This window comes from Vibrio sp. Y10_XG_PY6, assembly GCF_024181795.1.
Taxonomy (GTDB): Bacteria; Pseudomonadota; Gammaproteobacteria; order Enterobacterales; family Vibrionaceae; genus Vibrio; species Vibrio diabolicus.
The window spans coordinates 327,935-343,811 of sequence record NZ_JAMZAQ010000003.1 but is presented as its reverse complement, the minus strand read 5'-3'; the positions used below and the strand labels follow the sequence as shown (position 1 = coordinate 343,811).

Genomic DNA, 15,877 nt, shown 5'->3' with positions numbered 1-15,877 from the left:
TTAATTACCTGCTATTGCCTGCTGTAGTGCTTTAATCATTAACAAAGAAGAGGTTGCACCGGGATCTTGGTGACCAATACTGCGTTCGCCTAAATAGCTTGCTCGCCCTTTTTTCGCCAACATTTCAATCGTGGCAACCGCACTCGTTTCTGCTAGCTCAACCATTTCATTCAGTAAGTGATCGGCGCTCATGCCATTTTCTAACGACGCCTTCACGCTAACTAAAACGGGTAACCAAACATCACACATGGTTTTATCACCCAGTTCCGCTTTACCACGAGACACCACGCCATCCACACCGCTTTTTAGTGCATCGACCAACTCTTCAAACGTTAGTTGCTCTCGGGTTCCGACAGCAGCAGCCGTGCGAATAAACAGCGTGCCATACAGCGGGCCACTTGCCCCACCGACACTAGAAAGCAAAGTCATGCCCGTATTCTTGAGAATGCTGCCGATATTTTGGTCCGCAAATTGCGGCAGTTTTTCAGCAACTTTTTTAAAGCCTCGGTTCATATTGAGACCATGGTCTGCGTCACCAATATCACGATCAAGGTCGGTCAGAAAATCTTGATTCTCTTGATACGTTTTTGCACATAACTCTAACCAGTGAACGATATGTTGTTTTTCAATTTGCATGTTTGCTCCCCCCTGTTACCACTTGATCGCAGCCGTATCGACAGGAGCATCAAACAGCTCCAACATCTCTTTATCTACTTTCAGCAACGTAATTGAAACGCCTTCCATATCAAGTGACGTACAAAAGTTACCGACCATATTACGCACGATACGGAACCCCGCTTGCTCGCAGTTATGGGCAAGACGGCGGTACACTCCGTAAAGCTCAGAAATTGGCGTTCCGCCCATACCATTCACCATCACAATGTAGTCGTGTTCAGCGGCGAAAGGCTCAATGCTGGATTCCACTTCATCCCATTCACCTTCGTCACGATTCCAAATACGCAATGTGCGCTGATAAGGTGTGTTTTCAGCAACTTCAGCAAACATTTCATCCACTAACGTATCGACGTCGGTGTATTTCACTCGCTTGATACCTGGTTCACCATGGATACCAACACCAAACTCCACTTCATCATCTTCCAGAACAAAAGATGGTTTACCCGCCGCTGGCACAACACAAGCATTAAGCGCCACGCCAAATGAGCGACAGTGATTATTAACGCGACGAGCCAGAGCTTCACATTGCTCCAGCGAATAACCTTTGTTCGCGGCAGCCCCAACTAACTTCTCAACCAATACCGTTCCAGCGACGCCACGGCGACCAGCGGTATACAGGCTGTCTTTGACTGCAACATCGTCATCCACCAACACCGACCCAACTTTGATGCCATCGGTATGAAGGAGCTCCACGGCCGTTTCAAAGTTCAACACGTCTCCGGTGTAGTTTTTAATGATAAATAGCACACCTTCACCAGTATTCACTTGGTTGCCACATTCGTACATTTGATCAGGCGTAGGTGAAGTAAATACCTCACCAGGGCAGGCACCTGTCAGCATGCCTTTACCAATAAAACCTGCGTGCAAAGGTTCATGACCACAGCCACCACCAGAAACCAATGCCACTTGCCCCGGCGTTTCCTCGTGCCACATGTAACGAGGCTCGTAGTTGGCTTTTAGCTCAGGGCGGGACAATGCCAGGCCCTCCATTTGCTGCAATACAACATCATCGACTTGGTTAATTAACTTTTTCATCGTTCTATCTCATTCCATTTATATTTTTATGTAGGGTATGAATTCATCTTAAACAGAGAAAAAGCGTACTCAACAAAAATCAATCCGTTTCATATTGAAACAAAATCTTCGACATTCTTGTTTCAATATGAAACGAAAAACGACAAATTTTCCTGAATAGTGATCGTCGCCATAAAGCATGCTGATGCTTATTACTTCTGACAGTCGGTTTGACACAGAGGTCATAAAAGCATGGAACAAAACCAGAGATATCCTTCACCACTTACCACACCAAACCTAATATAAACCTTATCGCTACAATGGACTTTCATTGCAGTCAAAAACACACATAAAAAAGGTTAAAGGTTTGAATTATGGACAAAATTATTATCAGCCCAAGCAAATACGTCCAAGGTGAACAAGTACTTACATCTATCGCTCACTATGTGAAAACATTAGGTGAACGTCCGTTAGTCATTGCCGATGAGTTCGTCACTAACCTGGTTGGTGATGACGTCAAACAAAGCTTTGCTGACGAAAAGCTTCCACTCACTATGAACATTTTTGGTGGCGAATGTTCGCGCGTTGAGATTGAACGCATCACGGACATTTGTGCCACTCAAAAACATGATGTCATTGTCGGTATTGGTGGTGGTAAAACCTTAGATACAGCTAAGGCCGTTGCGTTTTACACCAAAATTCCTGTCGTGGTGGTTCCTACGATTGCCTCGACTGATGCGCCAACCTCAGCGCTTGCGGTGATATACACACCAGAAGGTGAATTTGCGGAATACTTGATGATCCCTAAAAACCCAGACATGGTCATAATGGATACATCAGTCATCGCCAAAGCCCCTGTTCGCTTACTTGTATCGGGGATGGGCGACGCGCTTTCCACCTACTTTGAAGCTCGTGCCAACATGACCTCTGGTAAGGCAACAATGGCTGGTGGGTTAGCGACGCGTTCAGCACAAGCGCTTGCGAAACTTTGCTATGAAACCTTGCTTGAAGATGGTGTAAAAGCAAAAGCTGCGGTAGAAAATGGTGTGAGCACCAAAGCGGTAGAAAACATTATTGAAGCCAATACATACCTAAGCGGTATCGGTTTTGAAAGCAGTGGTCTAGCAGGCGCTCACGCTATTCATAACGGCCTAACTAAGCTTGAAGAGTGTCATCATCTCTATCATGGTGAGAAAGTCGCGTTCGGCACACTAGTTCAGCTGGTACTAGAAAACGCAGCGATGGAAGAGATTAATACGGTTCTTGCATTCTGCCGCTCTGTAGGTCTACCAACCAACTTATTTGATATGGGCGTTAAAGAGCTTAATCACGCTAAGTTGCGCGAGGTCGCCGAAGCTTCAACGGCCGAGGGAGAAACCATCCACAATATGCCATTCCCAGTGACGGCAGAAAATGTCTACTCTGCTATTCTAACCGCTCATCAACTGGGCCAATAACCCAAATAACTTCAAACGAGTTTGAGTCTCAAAAGGCAAGCCAAGGTTTGCCTTTTATGCTTCAACTGACTTATCACTTCCATTGACACCTGCCGATGGCAACATCATAACAAACCGCGTCTTGTCTTTATCTGATGTTACTTTTATCTGTCCTTCATACGCTTGCACGATAGATTGGGTAATCGACAAACCTAGCCCTGCACCTACGCTACCTACATGTTGGCGAGATTTATCTGCGCGATAAAACCGGTCGAAAAGGTACGGTAAGTTTTGCTCGGCAATGGTGTCACCTTGGTTGCTGACCGATACCGTAACCTGTTCATCAACCTCTTGAACGTCAATCACAATGGTTGAATCAGCATACGCATGACGAATCGCGTTGGAGAGCAAATTGCCCACCGCACGCTCAAACATGTTTTTGTCCATATAGAGCTGACCGTCGCCTGAACTCACGATTCGCACCTCGGCATCTTCGGCCAATATTTCAAAATACGCGACCAAGCGGTCAATTTCCTCCTGCACCGCAAACACTTCGTCATGGCGATGAATGAGCTTGTTTTCAGCCTTGGCAATGTAGAGCAAATCGTTGATGGTTTTCGTGATGCGGTTGAGTTCTTCCAACGTTGAGGCAATCGCATCCTGATACTCTTCAGACGTTCGACACGCACCTAAAATGACCTGATTTTGCGTAGTAATGTTGGTGAGTGGCGTTTTTAACTCATGTGCTATATCAGAAGAAAACTCGCTCAAGCGGCGAAAACCAGTTTGCAACCTATCGAGCATCGCGTTGTGTTTGTTGGCTAACTCGCGCAGTTCTATTGGCAACGAATCGGGGTCGAGACGAATGCCCATCTGCTCTGGTGATATCTGTTGAATGTGCTGATTCAATCCCACAATCGGCTTCAACCCACGTTTTACCATCCAACCGCTCAACGCGGAAGAAATCACAAACGCCAAACCGAGCGCCCAAAACAAAATCCAGTCGAGCTTATCCAAAAACAAAATATGGTGGTTGATACTCATGCCGAGCACCACCTGATACTCCCCAGCTTGAAACGCAAACGCGCGAATATTCAGCGAGTCCTCACTCCATTCGATGGAGCGCTCGTGATTTAAAACTTGAGGTGAGCTAATGCTGTAGGCTCGGTTCTGAGGAATCGTCAGGCTCGAATTCTGATAGACGTTCTGCTTGCCTTCAAACACCCACATGTAGAGCGTGCTGTTATTCGCTTGCTTGAACACATCCTCTGGCGAGCGTTTTAACTCGTTCTCAATGGCATTGAACTTACTGGAAATATAGCTGAAATCTTGCGAATAAAAGTGGCGCTCAATGGCGTACTGTAGGATGAAAGCCAAAGAAAAATAGGTCACAAACGTCATACTAACAAACATCAGCACGAGCTTGTTTTTCATGGAAAAAGGCAGCGAGAACTTAGGCATCACGACTCTCTTCGAGTTTGTAGCCCATCCCTCTGACAGTGTGAATCAGTGGTCTATCGAACGGTTTGTCCACTTTGCTACGCAGACGTTTGACCGCCACATCAATCACATTGGTATCGCTATCAAAGTTCATATCCCACACTAACGACGCAATGGTGGTACGTGAAAGTACTTGGCCAGTTTTGCGCATCAACAACTCAAGCAGGGCATATTCTTTGGCGGTAAGCGACATCGACTGCCCCGCGCGCGTGGCAACGCGTTTGATCATATCAAGTTCTAAATCTGCCACACGTAATGTTTGCGGCGATGCGACCACTTGCGCGGCAATATGATGACGAAATACGTTTTGAACACGCGCCAGTAGCTCTGCAAACGCGTAAGGTTTTACCACATAGTCATTGGCACCCAGCTCAAAACCGCGCACGCGATCTTCCACTTGCTCCTTCGCTGTCAGCATGATCACTGGAGTGTGAATCCCACTACTGCGCAATGTATTAAGCACCTGCCAACCATCGAGTTTAGGCAACATAATGTCGAGGAGGATTAAGTCATATTCTTCACTGGTAGCGTGATAAAGCCCATCGACCCCATCATGCACCAAATCCACCACATACCCAGATTCAATCAAACCTTTTTGCAGATATTCTCCGGCTTTGTGCTCATCTTCGACGATCAATATTTTCAAGTTCACTTACCTAGTGTGTTAGCGGGAGGATGAAATCCCAGTATAAAGATCGAAAAAGAGTATGATGTGAACCACACCATACTCTTCCCGATTGGCAAACCATTATCGATTGTTATCGCGTTCGGCATAATGCACTTTGACATTCACTTTGCCCAAATATTCCAACTGACCATCTTCATTCATGCGTTCTTGCACGGTCACGAAGCCACCATCTTTTAAATGCGTACTGCGAGACTTCACATTAAACGTCAGGATATTGAGCTCTTTATTCAGTTCACGAGCCGACATGGTTTTAAGTGAATTGAGTTCAGACAGTGCCTGTTGATAAGCCTCATCTGACGTTGCTGTCGGCGTAACTGAGATGGTTTTCATCTCTTCGCGGCTCACGTAGTTGCCACCAGTGAAAAGTGGTTGAGCGAATGCAGATGCGCTAGTCATTGCCATTACCGTTACAAAAAGAGCAGTTTTGATTGCGTTCATGTTGTTAACCTTTGAGTGCTTGTTTTCAATGAGGTCATTATTGAACACCGCCTCTGACACCACCCTTTCAACAAAATGACATTTTTGTCATGAAAGTAACCTACTGGCGAAGGCTCTTGAGCGTTCCATTACGCTTAGAATAAGACAAAAAAAGCGGCACATACTCTCGCATGTGCCGCTTGGGATTTTTGCTGTTAAGCGTAATTACTCAACCGTTACCGCTTTCGCTAGGTTACGTGGTTGGTCTACGTCCGTACCTTTGATCAGTGCTACGTAGTAAGACAGCAACTGCATTGGGATGGTGTAGTAGATCGCCGCCGTGATTTCACTAACGTGAGGCATCGTGATGATCTTCATTGTTTCATCGCCTTCGAAGCCTGCGTCTGCATCTGCGAATACGTATAGAAGGCCGCCACGTGCACGTACTTCTTCAACGTTTGATTTTAGCTTTTCAAGTAGGTCGTTACTTGGTGCAACCACAACAACAGGCATGTCAGCGTCAATCAGCGCTAGAGGACCATGTTTCAGTTCACCCGCCGCGTAAGCTTCTGCGTGGATGTAAGAGATCTCTTTCAATTTTAGAGACGCTTCCATCGCGATTGGATAGAATTCACCACGACCTAGGAACAGTGTGTGGTGCTTGTCTGCGAAATCCGTCGCTAGTGCTTCAATGTCTTTCTCGAAAGAAAGTGCCGCGTTGATTTGCTTAGGAAGTGCGTGTAGCGCTTCAACAATCTCTTTTTCTTTCTCTTTGCTAACGCGACCTTGCTCTTTACCTAACGCCGTAACCAGCATCAATAGTGCAGAAAGCTGAGTCGTGAACGCTTTGGTTGAAGCGACACCGATTTCAACACCAGCGCGAGTCATGAACGCAAAATCTGATTCACGAACCAAAGAAGAACCTGCTACGTTACAAATGGTCATCGCCGCCATGTAACCTTTTTCTTTCGCAAGACGAAGTGCTGCTAGCGTATCGGCGGTTTCACCAGACTGAGACAACGTGATCAATAGGCTGTTTGGACGCGTCACAAACTTGCGGTAACGGAATTCAGACGCAATTTCTACATCACAGCTCACGCCAGCAATGTCTTCAAACCAGTAACGTGCTGTCATGCCCGCGTTGTAAGACGTACCACACGCAACGATTTGTACGTGTTCTACTTTGCTTAGAATGTCTGCCGCGTGCACACCGATCGCGTCTGTCACAACAGAATCTGCCGTGATACGGCCTTCCATTGTGTTGATCAACGCTTTAGGTTGCTCATAGATTTCTTTTTGCATGAAGTGGCGGTATTGGCCTTTATCGCCAGCATCATGTTCTGCGTTAGATTCTACGATTTCACGCTCAACCAGCTCGCCCGTTGCGTCAAAGACAGTAACTTCACGGCGAGTGATTTCTGCCACATCACCTTCTTCTAGGTACATGAAACGGCGCGTTACATTCAGTAGCGCAAGTTGGTCAGAAGCCAGGAAGTTCTCACCCACACCAAAACCAATTACGATCGGGCTGCCTGAACGTGCAACTACGATGCGCGAAGGATCTTTACGATCAAGTGCTACCGTACCGTAGGCACCTTCCAGTTGTTTTGCTGTTTTTTGTACTGCTTCTAGTAGCGTTTCTGAAGTGCGAAGTTCCCACTCAACCATGTGTGCGATAACTTCTGTATCCGTTTGAGATTCAAACACGTAACCACGAGATTGAAGCAATTCACGAAGCTCTTCGTGGTTTTCGATAATACCGTTATGTACAACAGCAATATCGCCAGACATATGTGGATGTGCATTAACTTCAGATGGTTCACCGTGCGTCGCCCAGCGAGTGTGTGCAATACCCGTTCCGCCGATCACTTTTGCTTCTTCTACTGCATCAGCCAGTTCTTGCACTTTACCCAAGCGACGAACGCGCGTTAGGTTTGACTCGCCATCAACAACAGCAACGCCAGCTGAGTCGTAACCGCGGTACTCTAAGCGGCGTAGACCTTCAACCAAAATTTCTGCAACATCTCGTTGTGCTACTGCACCTACGATTCCACACATGTGTTTATCTCCGTTTGTAGTTTGGTTCTTCCCTAGCCATGTTTCAGATAGAGACAGCAAGCAAAGGCCTGTATCAGAGGGAAGTGAAATATGAAACTGATTACATTATTAGATTAGGCGCAAATAACTTTCACGCCATGTTGTTCAATCTGTATTTTGTGTTCTTGCTGAATATCAGCATCCGTCACTAGCACATCAATTTGATGCCAAGCGAGCTCTAAATTCGGGATCTTACGACCGATTTTTTCCGATTCGATCATGACGATCACTTCGCGCGACACTTCCGCCATTACCTTACTCAAACCAACCAATTCATTAAATGTTGTGGTGCCGCGTTCGAGATCGATGCCATCCGCACCGATAAATAGCTGGTCAAAATCGTAAGCTCGTAATACAGATTCGGCTACTTTGCCTTGAAAAGATTCTGAGTGCGTATCCCAAGTCCCGCCAGTCATCAGCAGTGTTGGTTCGCTCTCTAATTCATTAAGGGCGTTAGCAACATGCAACGAGTTGGTCATGACAACTAAGCCACGTTTGTCATTCAACTGTTGAATCAACGCAGCCGTCGTACTGCCACTGTCGATCACGATGCGATTATGGTCTCGAATCAGTGATGCCGCTGCTTTTGCCAAGTTTAGCTTTCGAGTCGAAACATTAGCGCTCAATTCTTCGTGAATGACTTCTGTTGGGATAGCAATCGCACCGCCGTAGCGGCGTAGAAGTTGGCCATTTTTCTCTAAAGAAGCTAAATCCTTTCTAATCGTGACCTCTGAGGTTTCGAATTTCTGAGCGAGTTCGTCAACGCTGACTTCTCCTAGCTCAGAAACCAAGTTAGAAATGGCGTGTCTTCTTAGTTGAGTGTTTCGTTTCGACATTTACGTTTTGAACTTAAGTTTCGATGTGAAACTTATTATAGTCAAACCGAAACTTTTAAGTCCATTTATTTCGATCCAAAAAATTAATATTTCTCGATAAAACCTTGTCCTAAGACAATTCTTAAACAGTGATATTGGATTCATTCAGTGGTAGAATTCGCCACCGAAAAGAAAAAAAATTACAGAATTGAAGGCTATTTTTTTGCAACTTTCTGCATATAAAGTGGGATTAGTCACAAAAAGGTAACCAAAATCGCCGATCTTTTAGTCATAAAATGACTAAACTTGGTGAAAGACTTTCAGAATCTGAAGTACTGATAATGAGGCGAAAAATCGGTGGGTGACAGGCACTAAATGTCATCAATAACGCCCTAACTTCAGAGTAAACAACCGACTTTCAAATTGTAACTATACTTACCGGAGAGTATCTTCCATGAAAAAGACCAAAATCGTATGTACGATTGGCCCTAAAACTGAATCTGTAGAGAAGCTAACTGAGCTAGTGAACGCAGGCATGAACGTAATGCGTCTTAACTTCTCTCACGGTGACTACGAAGAACACGGCACTCGTATCGCGAACTTCCGTAAAGTAATGGAAGCTACTGGCAAACCACTAGCAATTCTTCTAGATACTAAAGGTCCAGAAATTCGCACTATTAAGCTAGAAGGCGGTAACGACGTTGATCTAGTAGCTGGTCAAGAATTCACTTTCACAACTGACACTTCAGTTGTAGGTAACAAAGATAAAGTTGCAGTAACTTACGCAGGTTTCGCAGCAGACCTAAACGTAGGTAACACTATCCTAGTCGACGACGGTCTAATCGAGATGGAAGTTATCTCTAAGACTGAAACAGAAGTTAAATGTAAAGTACTTAACAACGGTGCACTAGGCGAGAACAAAGGTGTTAACCTTCCTGGCGTTTCTGTAAACCTACCTGCTCTATCTGAAAAAGATAAGAACGACCTTAAATTCGGTTGTGAGCAAGGCGTTGACTTCGTAGCTGCTTCTTTCATCCGTAAAGCTTCTGACGTTCAAGAAATCCGTGAAGTTCTAGCGGCAAACGGCGGCGAGAACATCCACATCATCTCTAAGATCGAAAACCAAGAAGGTGTTGATAACTTCGACGAGATCCTAGAGCTTTCTGACGGTATCATGGTTGCTCGTGGTGACCTAGGTGTTGAAATCCCAGCTGAAGAAGTAATCTTCGCTCAGAAAATGATGATCGAGAAGTGTAACCGTGCACGTAAGATGGTTATCACTGCAACTCAGATGCTTGATTCTATGATCAACAACCCACGTCCTACTCGTGCGGAAGCAGGCGACGTTGCTAACGCGGTAATGGACGGTACTGACGCAGTAATGCTTTCTGGTGAAACGGCTAAAGGTAAGTACCCTGTTGAAGCGGTAACTATCATGGCTCAAATCGCGAACCGTACTGATTCAGCGCTAAAAGCTGAGCTAGGTTCTCGTCTAGACAGCCCACGTCTTCGCATCACTGAAGCAGTATGTAAAGGCGCGGTAGACACAGCTGAAAAACTGGCTGCTCCACTTATCGTAGTTGCAACTGAAGGTGGTAAATCTGCACGTTCAGTACGTAAATACTTCCCAACTGCAAACATCCTAGCACTAACAACGAACAAGAAAACAGCAGCACAACTTGTTCTAACTAAAGGTGTGACGCCAGTTGTTGTTGATTCTATCGAAAGCACTGACGCATTCTACGTAGCAGGTAAAGAGCTTGCTCTAGAATCTGGTCTAGGTAACAAAGGCGACATCGTAGTGATGGTTTCTGGTGCTCTAGTCGCTTCAGGTACTACGAACACAGCTTCTGTACACGTACTATAAGACTGAACTTTTCATACTTCAGTTGATTGATAAAGAGGGCTTATGCCCTCTTTTTTTATATGGCTTTCTTGCTCTAATAATAGCCTAACTGTATCATTCACCATGCGCAGAATTGCGTACTGTTTAATTTTGTCGTCACGATTAAAATTTCTATGAGGTGTATGTGTCCAGTCCCACTCTTACCGACAAAGTATCAAAAATGATCCGTCAGGATATTCTCGATGGCGTGCTTAAACCGGGTCAAAAACTCGTGGTTGCGGAACTCAAAGAGAAGTACAACGTAGGAGCGTCACCCATTCGCGAAGCTTTGGTGCAGTTATCGTGGAGCAAATACGTCAAACTCGAGCCGCAAAAAGGCTGCTGGGTTGCACCTGTATGTAAAGATGAGTTGAATGACTTGTACGAGAGCCTACAAATGGTCTCTGCATGCCTACTAAATAAAGCAATTGTGAGTGGCGATGAAAATTGGGAACTGGACGTCCTAACCGCTTATCACAAGTTATCCCGCTCTAAATCTGGCGAAAGCTTTTGCTGGAAGGAATGGGAAGAACGCCATAATCAGTTTCTTACTGCGCTGTTTGAAGGCGCTGGCTCTGCCAATATGTTTGGTTTTTTCCGCGATCTACTCACGCAAATTAAGCGTTACCAATATTTTGCTATGCAAATGTTAGGTACTGGAAACCCAGGGCACTGTAATATCGATGAACAAGAAATGCTGATGAAGACGTCGTTAGATAAAAAGAGCCAGGATGCTTTAGGTTATCTAGAGCGTTATTTGAGACAGTCAATGCAGTGTATCGAAGCGGCCATCGACAACCAATATCGCATACTGGCTAGCGAATAACGCTGAGGCTAAAATAAGCATAAAAATCGGGGTCTATCCCCGATTTTTTGTTTTTGAAAAAGAGCTAAGCAATATCATCGAAACTATGGCATAGCGATACGCAGTTACGCCCTGCACTTTTGGATTCATACAAGGCAATATCAGCACATTTATAAGTACGCGTGCGATCAGAAGTTAAATCACTATACCCGGCGCTAACGGTAATCGCTCTATCACTGCGCAGTTGAACCGCCACACGTAACCGGTTCAATACAACTTCTGCTTCTTCGAGTGTGGTATGCGGCATGATCACCGCAAACTCCTCACCACCGACGCGAGAAACAAAGTCAGTACTGCGCACCTCTTTAAGAAGAGTCTCAGCGACACTGCAAATCACTTTGTCCCCTTCATCGTGCCCAAGTTCATCGTTAATGCGCTTAAAGTGGTCAATATCAAACAACGCCAAACATGCAGGGGGACTGTCAGGATAACGCTCAATAATCCCGGCATATTGCGCTAATTGCTCTTCAAATTTTCGGCGGTTCCACAAGCCCGTCAAACCATCTTTTTCACTGAGGTTGCGTAGCTTTTCTTCCAGCTCTTTTTGCTCGGAAATATCCACCAGCGACGTGATGTAATAGCCTACTTTACCTGACTTGGTTAAGTTTGCCTGAATGCGCATAATGGCGGTAAATACGTGATTAAACTTGGTTCGACAACGAACCTCACCTTCCCAAACGTGCTCGTTTGCAAGCTTATTCCAAATATTGAGGGTCGACTCGAGATCTTCCGGTAAGAAAATTAGATTATGCGCATTCCAGCCTTGAGTATGCTTGGTTGAATAGCCCATCATGTTTTCAAATTCTTGGTTCACCATAATGATTCGGTGTGACGCATCTGAGATCATCACCGCAGTCATGCCATCAAGTGCAGCCCGAGCTAACTTCGACTCCATACTATGACGTCGATAGTGCAGGGCCAGCGCAGTCGTTGGTAAAGTAAAACCAAACACCAAACTTAATACAAAAAACGCTTCTTGGATTAAGTCATCAATATCTCTCTGAGATCGAGATAGTAACTGCTCATTCGTGAGATCAATCACTAGATGAAGTGGTTCACTAGAAACAAATTGGATCGTGCTATACGCTATCAAATTCGAGCCGTTGTACTCATAGCCCGAAACTTCTGAGATCATCGTGCGCCAAATGTTGGGGTACATCCGGCCAAAATTAAATTGAGAACGAGCTGGGATAATATTGCCGTACAAGCGTGATGACTTAGGACTCGCGATATAAAAGCCATCACTTTTAATTAACTCAATATGAAAATCCCGCACCGGTGAGTAGTTGAGTCGAGAAGATAAATACTCAATATCAACATTAAGAACAAGATACCCTTCGCGTTTCCCATTGAGAGAAATCGGCATCAGAATACGCAATGAAGGGCTATAAGGGTAAACAAGCTCACCATTTTCTCGCTCCAGCTCAATCCCCCACGACGCAATTTCATCATTACCTAAACCTTGCGCGTAATGAAAATAATCCCGCTCTGACTTGTCATGTAATTTGAGGGCGGGTGCAGCGATACCCGTTTTGAAATCGTAATTAATCCGTGCTTTTTCCTGACCGGTAATATCAAGAAAACGAATTTGTTTATATAGCTTTTGGTTGATCGCAACCGAGATCCACATATCTTCTAAGATAGAAAGGTTGACTCGGTTCGGCTGACGTAGATAGTCGTAAAGACTTTGGCTGTGACCGAGAAGATCGCTGATCGTCTCAATTTGATCCTGAATATTGTTGTATTCGCGACCAGTATAAGCCAGTTGGTGTAATGCTTCTTGAGCGGTATTCTCAACGTTACTCTCTAATAACGTCAGATATTTCTGATAATAGTAAACTGCAGTGAGCGCACTAAAAAATAGTGCTGTCGCCAACAATGTGCCGACTCGCTTAGGTATTTTCACGCGTCTACTGCCTATAATGCTTACTAAAACGACAATTATATCATTAATTGTTATTTTCTAAACAAAAAGCCACTTAGATTAAGTGGCTTTTCTATATGCAGTTAGATGGCTAAGGTTTGAGTGCGCGCTCACCTCGGGCAATGCCCACTACCCCACTACGAGCAACTTCGACGACTTCAGTTACTTCAGATATCGCTTGAATGAAGGCATCCAACTTTTCACTCGTGCCCGCAAGTTGTACCGTGTATTGAGCAGCAGTGACATCCACGATCTGGCCACGGAAGATGTCTGCCGTCCGTTTCACTTCTGCTCGCGCAAAACCGCTGGCTTTCACTTTCACCATCATCAGTTCACGTTCGATGTGCTCATACTCGGTGACTTCTTGTACTTTCAGCACATCGATCAATTTGTGTAACTGCTTCTGAATTTGCTCCAACTGCATCTCATCAGACGTCGTGGTAATGTTCATTCGCGACAGCGTTTCATCATCTGTCGGTGATACCGTCAAAGATTCAATGTTGTAACCACGTTGAGAGAACAAGCCAACAACACGAGACAACGCACCCGGTTGGTTTTCCAATAGCAATGAAATAATGTGTCTCATATTAAGTTCTCTCCGTTTTGCTTAGCCACATTTTATCCATACCCTCACCTTTAATTTGCATCGGGTATACGTGTTCGGTTTCGTCTACGTTGATGTCCACAAACACCAGACGATCTTTCATATCCAACGCTTTTTGTAGCCCTTCTTCGAGCTGATCAGGCGTTTCGATACGAATACCGACGTGACCATAAGCTTCTGCAATCGCTGCAAAATCAGGAACAGAACTCATGTAAGAATTAGAGTGACGACCTTGATAAATAATGTCTTGCCATTGTTTTACCATGCCTAGGAATCGGTTGTTCAGGTTGATGATCTTCACTGGAATATCGTATTGCATGGCTGTCGAAAGCTCTTGGATATTCATTTGAATACTGCCATCGCCCGTAACAACCACGACTTCTTCTTGTGGCATGGCAAACTTAACACCCATACCAGCCGGAAGGCCAAATCCCATAGTGCCCAATCCACCCGAGTTGATCCAACGGCGTGGTTTGTTAAATGGGTAGTAAAGTGCTGCAAACATCTGGTGCTGACCCACATCAGAAGCAACATACGCATCACCATTGGTCAGCTTGTGCAAGGTTTCAATCACTTGCTGTGGCTTAATTCGCTCTGGTGACTTCTCATAAGCCAAACAGTTGCGGTCACGCCACACTTGAATGTCATCCCACCACGCGGTAATAGCATCTTGATCATTCCCACCTTCTTGCTCTGCCAGCAGGCCAAGCATTGTTGTAAGCACTTTTTCCGCAGAGCCGACGATAGGTAAATCTACTTTCACGTTTTTCGATATCGATGATGGATCGATATCAATATGCATGACTTTTGCGTTTGGGCAGTATTTTTCAAGGTTGTTCGTCGTGCGATCATCAAAACGCACACCGATACCAAAAATAAGATCCGCTTCATGCATCGCCATATTGGCTTCGTAAGTACCGTGCATACCCAGCATGCCCAGTGAGTTTTTGTGCGTCCCAGGAAATGCGCCTAGTCCCATCAACGTACTGACTACTGGAAGGTTCAGCTTGTCGGAGAGCTCTAAAATATGTTCATGAGCGCCAGAAATCACCGCACCACCACCGATATAAAGCACTGGTTTTTTCGCTTCTAACAGCGATTTAAGGGCTTTTTTAATCTGGCCTTTATGACCCGACGTCGTCGGCTTGTAAGAACGCATAGAAAGGGTTTCTGGGTATTGGTAAGGCAGTTTGATTTGCGGATTCATTACATCTTTCGGCAAGTCAATCACTACTGGACCAGGTCGACCTGTGGTCGCGATATAAAACGCTTTCTTGATCGTTTCAGGAATATCTTCCGCTTTTTTCACTAAAAAGCTGTGTTTGACCACTGGGCGAGAGACACCAACGATGTCACATTCTTGGAAAGCATCATTACCAATTAGGCTATTAGGTACGTTACCCGAGATAACGATCATTGGGATGGAATCCATATAAGCCGTGGCAATACCAGTAATGGTATTGGTCGCGCCCGGACCTGAACATACCAGTACGACACCCGGTTTACCGGTAGCGCGAGCGTAACCATCTGCCATATGAGTGGCGGCTTGCTCATGCCTTACAAGTACGTGTTTGATTTGATCGGTTTTGGCATGCAGTGCATCGTAGATATCCAAAACAGAGCCACCTGGGTAGCCAAAGATCTGCTCTACGTGCTCTTCTATCAGAGATTGAACCACCATCTCTGCGCCTGACAACATTGCTGTCATAATTGCTCTCCTTAGCCAGTTTCCTCACCGTAAGGTCAACGGATTGGTCTGGTTTTACATAGTCTAGGTCTTATTCGTAGCCTAATCGAAATACTTCCACGTTTTCGGCTATGTCTTGCGTTCGTCATAACATCCCGCAAGGTTACCCAACAAATGTAACGTTTTATTATCAACGGGTCTAATGAGAGGTTGGTCTACTTTTTAAACAAGATGCTAGTAATTAGAATGTTAGTAGGAATAGCAGCCACA

13 protein-coding genes are annotated in these 15,877 nt (G+C 45.2%); 3 read left to right on the top strand and 10 right to left on the bottom strand.

Annotation, left to right across the window (positions count from 1 at the left end; all coding sequences use genetic code 11):
- Entirely contained in the window at nt 1–636 is a 636-nt protein-coding gene (dhaL, locus tag NL644_RS17700) for a dihydroxyacetone kinase subunit DhaL (RefSeq protein WP_053304323.1), read from the bottom strand.
- 15 nt (nt 637–651) lie between these two features.
- Complete coding sequence (dhaK, locus tag NL644_RS17695; protein WP_253658682.1) at nt 652–1,710, bottom strand: dihydroxyacetone kinase subunit DhaK; 1,059 nt, start codon at nt 1,708–1,710, stop codon at nt 652–654.
- A 353-nt stretch (nt 1,711–2,063) separates the two neighbouring features.
- Between dhaK and NL644_RS17690 the strand changes: the two genes are divergently transcribed.
- Nucleotides 2,064–3,146 (top strand): glycerol dehydrogenase, encoded by a 1,083-nt coding sequence (locus tag NL644_RS17690; RefSeq protein WP_005379703.1) that lies wholly within the window; start codon nt 2,064–2,066, stop codon nt 3,144–3,146.
- A gap of 54 nt (nt 3,147–3,200) precedes the next feature.
- Here NL644_RS17690 and NL644_RS17685 read toward each other — a convergent pair whose 3' ends face one another.
- From NL644_RS17685 to NL644_RS17665, 5 genes are all read right to left on the bottom strand, one after another.
- Nucleotides 3,201–4,586 carry a heavy metal sensor histidine kinase gene (locus NL644_RS17685; RefSeq protein ID WP_253658681.1) on the bottom strand — a complete coding sequence of 462 codons (1,386 nt, stop codon included), beginning with the start codon at nt 4,584–4,586 and terminating at the stop codon, nt 3,201–3,203.
- Entirely contained in the window at nt 4,579–5,271 is a 693-nt protein-coding gene (locus NL644_RS17680; protein ID WP_005480575.1) for a heavy metal response regulator transcription factor, read from the bottom strand. The genes NL644_RS17685 and NL644_RS17680 overlap by 8 nt, the downstream gene beginning before the upstream one ends.
- A gap of 102 nt (nt 5,272–5,373) precedes the next feature.
- Nucleotides 5,374–5,751, bottom strand: a complete 378-nt coding sequence (locus NL644_RS17675; protein WP_021823444.1) for a DUF3316 domain-containing protein — start codon at nt 5,749–5,751, stop codon at nt 5,374–5,376.
- Nucleotides 5,752–5,955: 204 nt separating this feature from the next.
- On the bottom strand, nt 5,956–7,788 hold the full coding sequence (gene glmS, locus NL644_RS17670) for a glutamine--fructose-6-phosphate transaminase (isomerizing) (protein ID WP_005392238.1): 1,833 nt from the start codon (nt 7,786–7,788) through the stop codon (nt 5,956–5,958).
- Nucleotides 7,789–7,901: 113 nt separating this feature from the next.
- Nucleotides 7,902–8,663, bottom strand: a complete 762-nt coding sequence (locus NL644_RS17665) for a DeoR/GlpR family DNA-binding transcription regulator (protein WP_005392240.1) — start codon at nt 8,661–8,663, stop codon at nt 7,902–7,904.
- A gap of 433 nt (nt 8,664–9,096) precedes the next feature.
- On the opposite strand from NL644_RS17665, the gene pykF reads away from it, so the two are divergent.
- Nucleotides 9,097–10,509, top strand: coding sequence for a pyruvate kinase PykF (pykF, locus tag NL644_RS17660; protein WP_005392243.1), 1,413 nt, complete (start codon nt 9,097–9,099; stop codon nt 10,507–10,509).
- Between the two features lie 157 nt (nt 10,510–10,666).
- Nucleotides 10,667–11,353, top strand: coding sequence for a GntR family transcriptional regulator (locus NL644_RS17655; RefSeq protein ID WP_258586607.1), 687 nt, complete (start codon nt 10,667–10,669; stop codon nt 11,351–11,353).
- Nucleotides 11,354–11,417: 64 nt separating this feature from the next.
- Here the strand turns inward: NL644_RS17655 and NL644_RS17650 are convergent, their stop codons facing one another.
- The 3 genes from NL644_RS17650 to NL644_RS17640 form a co-directional block, all read right to left on the bottom strand.
- Nucleotides 11,418–13,298: a diguanylate cyclase gene (locus NL644_RS17650; protein ID WP_253658680.1), complete on the bottom strand. Its 1,881-nt coding sequence runs from the start codon at nt 13,296–13,298 to the stop codon at nt 11,418–11,420.
- A gap of 109 nt (nt 13,299–13,407) precedes the next feature.
- The gene (gene ilvN / locus NL644_RS17645) at nt 13,408–13,902 is read right to left on the bottom strand and encodes an acetolactate synthase small subunit (RefSeq protein WP_005392253.1); all 495 of its coding nucleotides are present in this window, start codon (nt 13,900–13,902) and stop codon (nt 13,408–13,410) included.
- A 1-nt stretch (nt 13,903) separates the two neighbouring features.
- Nucleotides 13,904–15,628 carry an acetolactate synthase 3 large subunit gene (locus NL644_RS17640; RefSeq protein WP_053809447.1) on the bottom strand — a complete coding sequence of 575 codons (1,725 nt, stop codon included), beginning with the start codon at nt 15,626–15,628 and terminating at the stop codon, nt 13,904–13,906.
- Nucleotides 15,629–15,877: the final 249 nt, after the last annotated feature.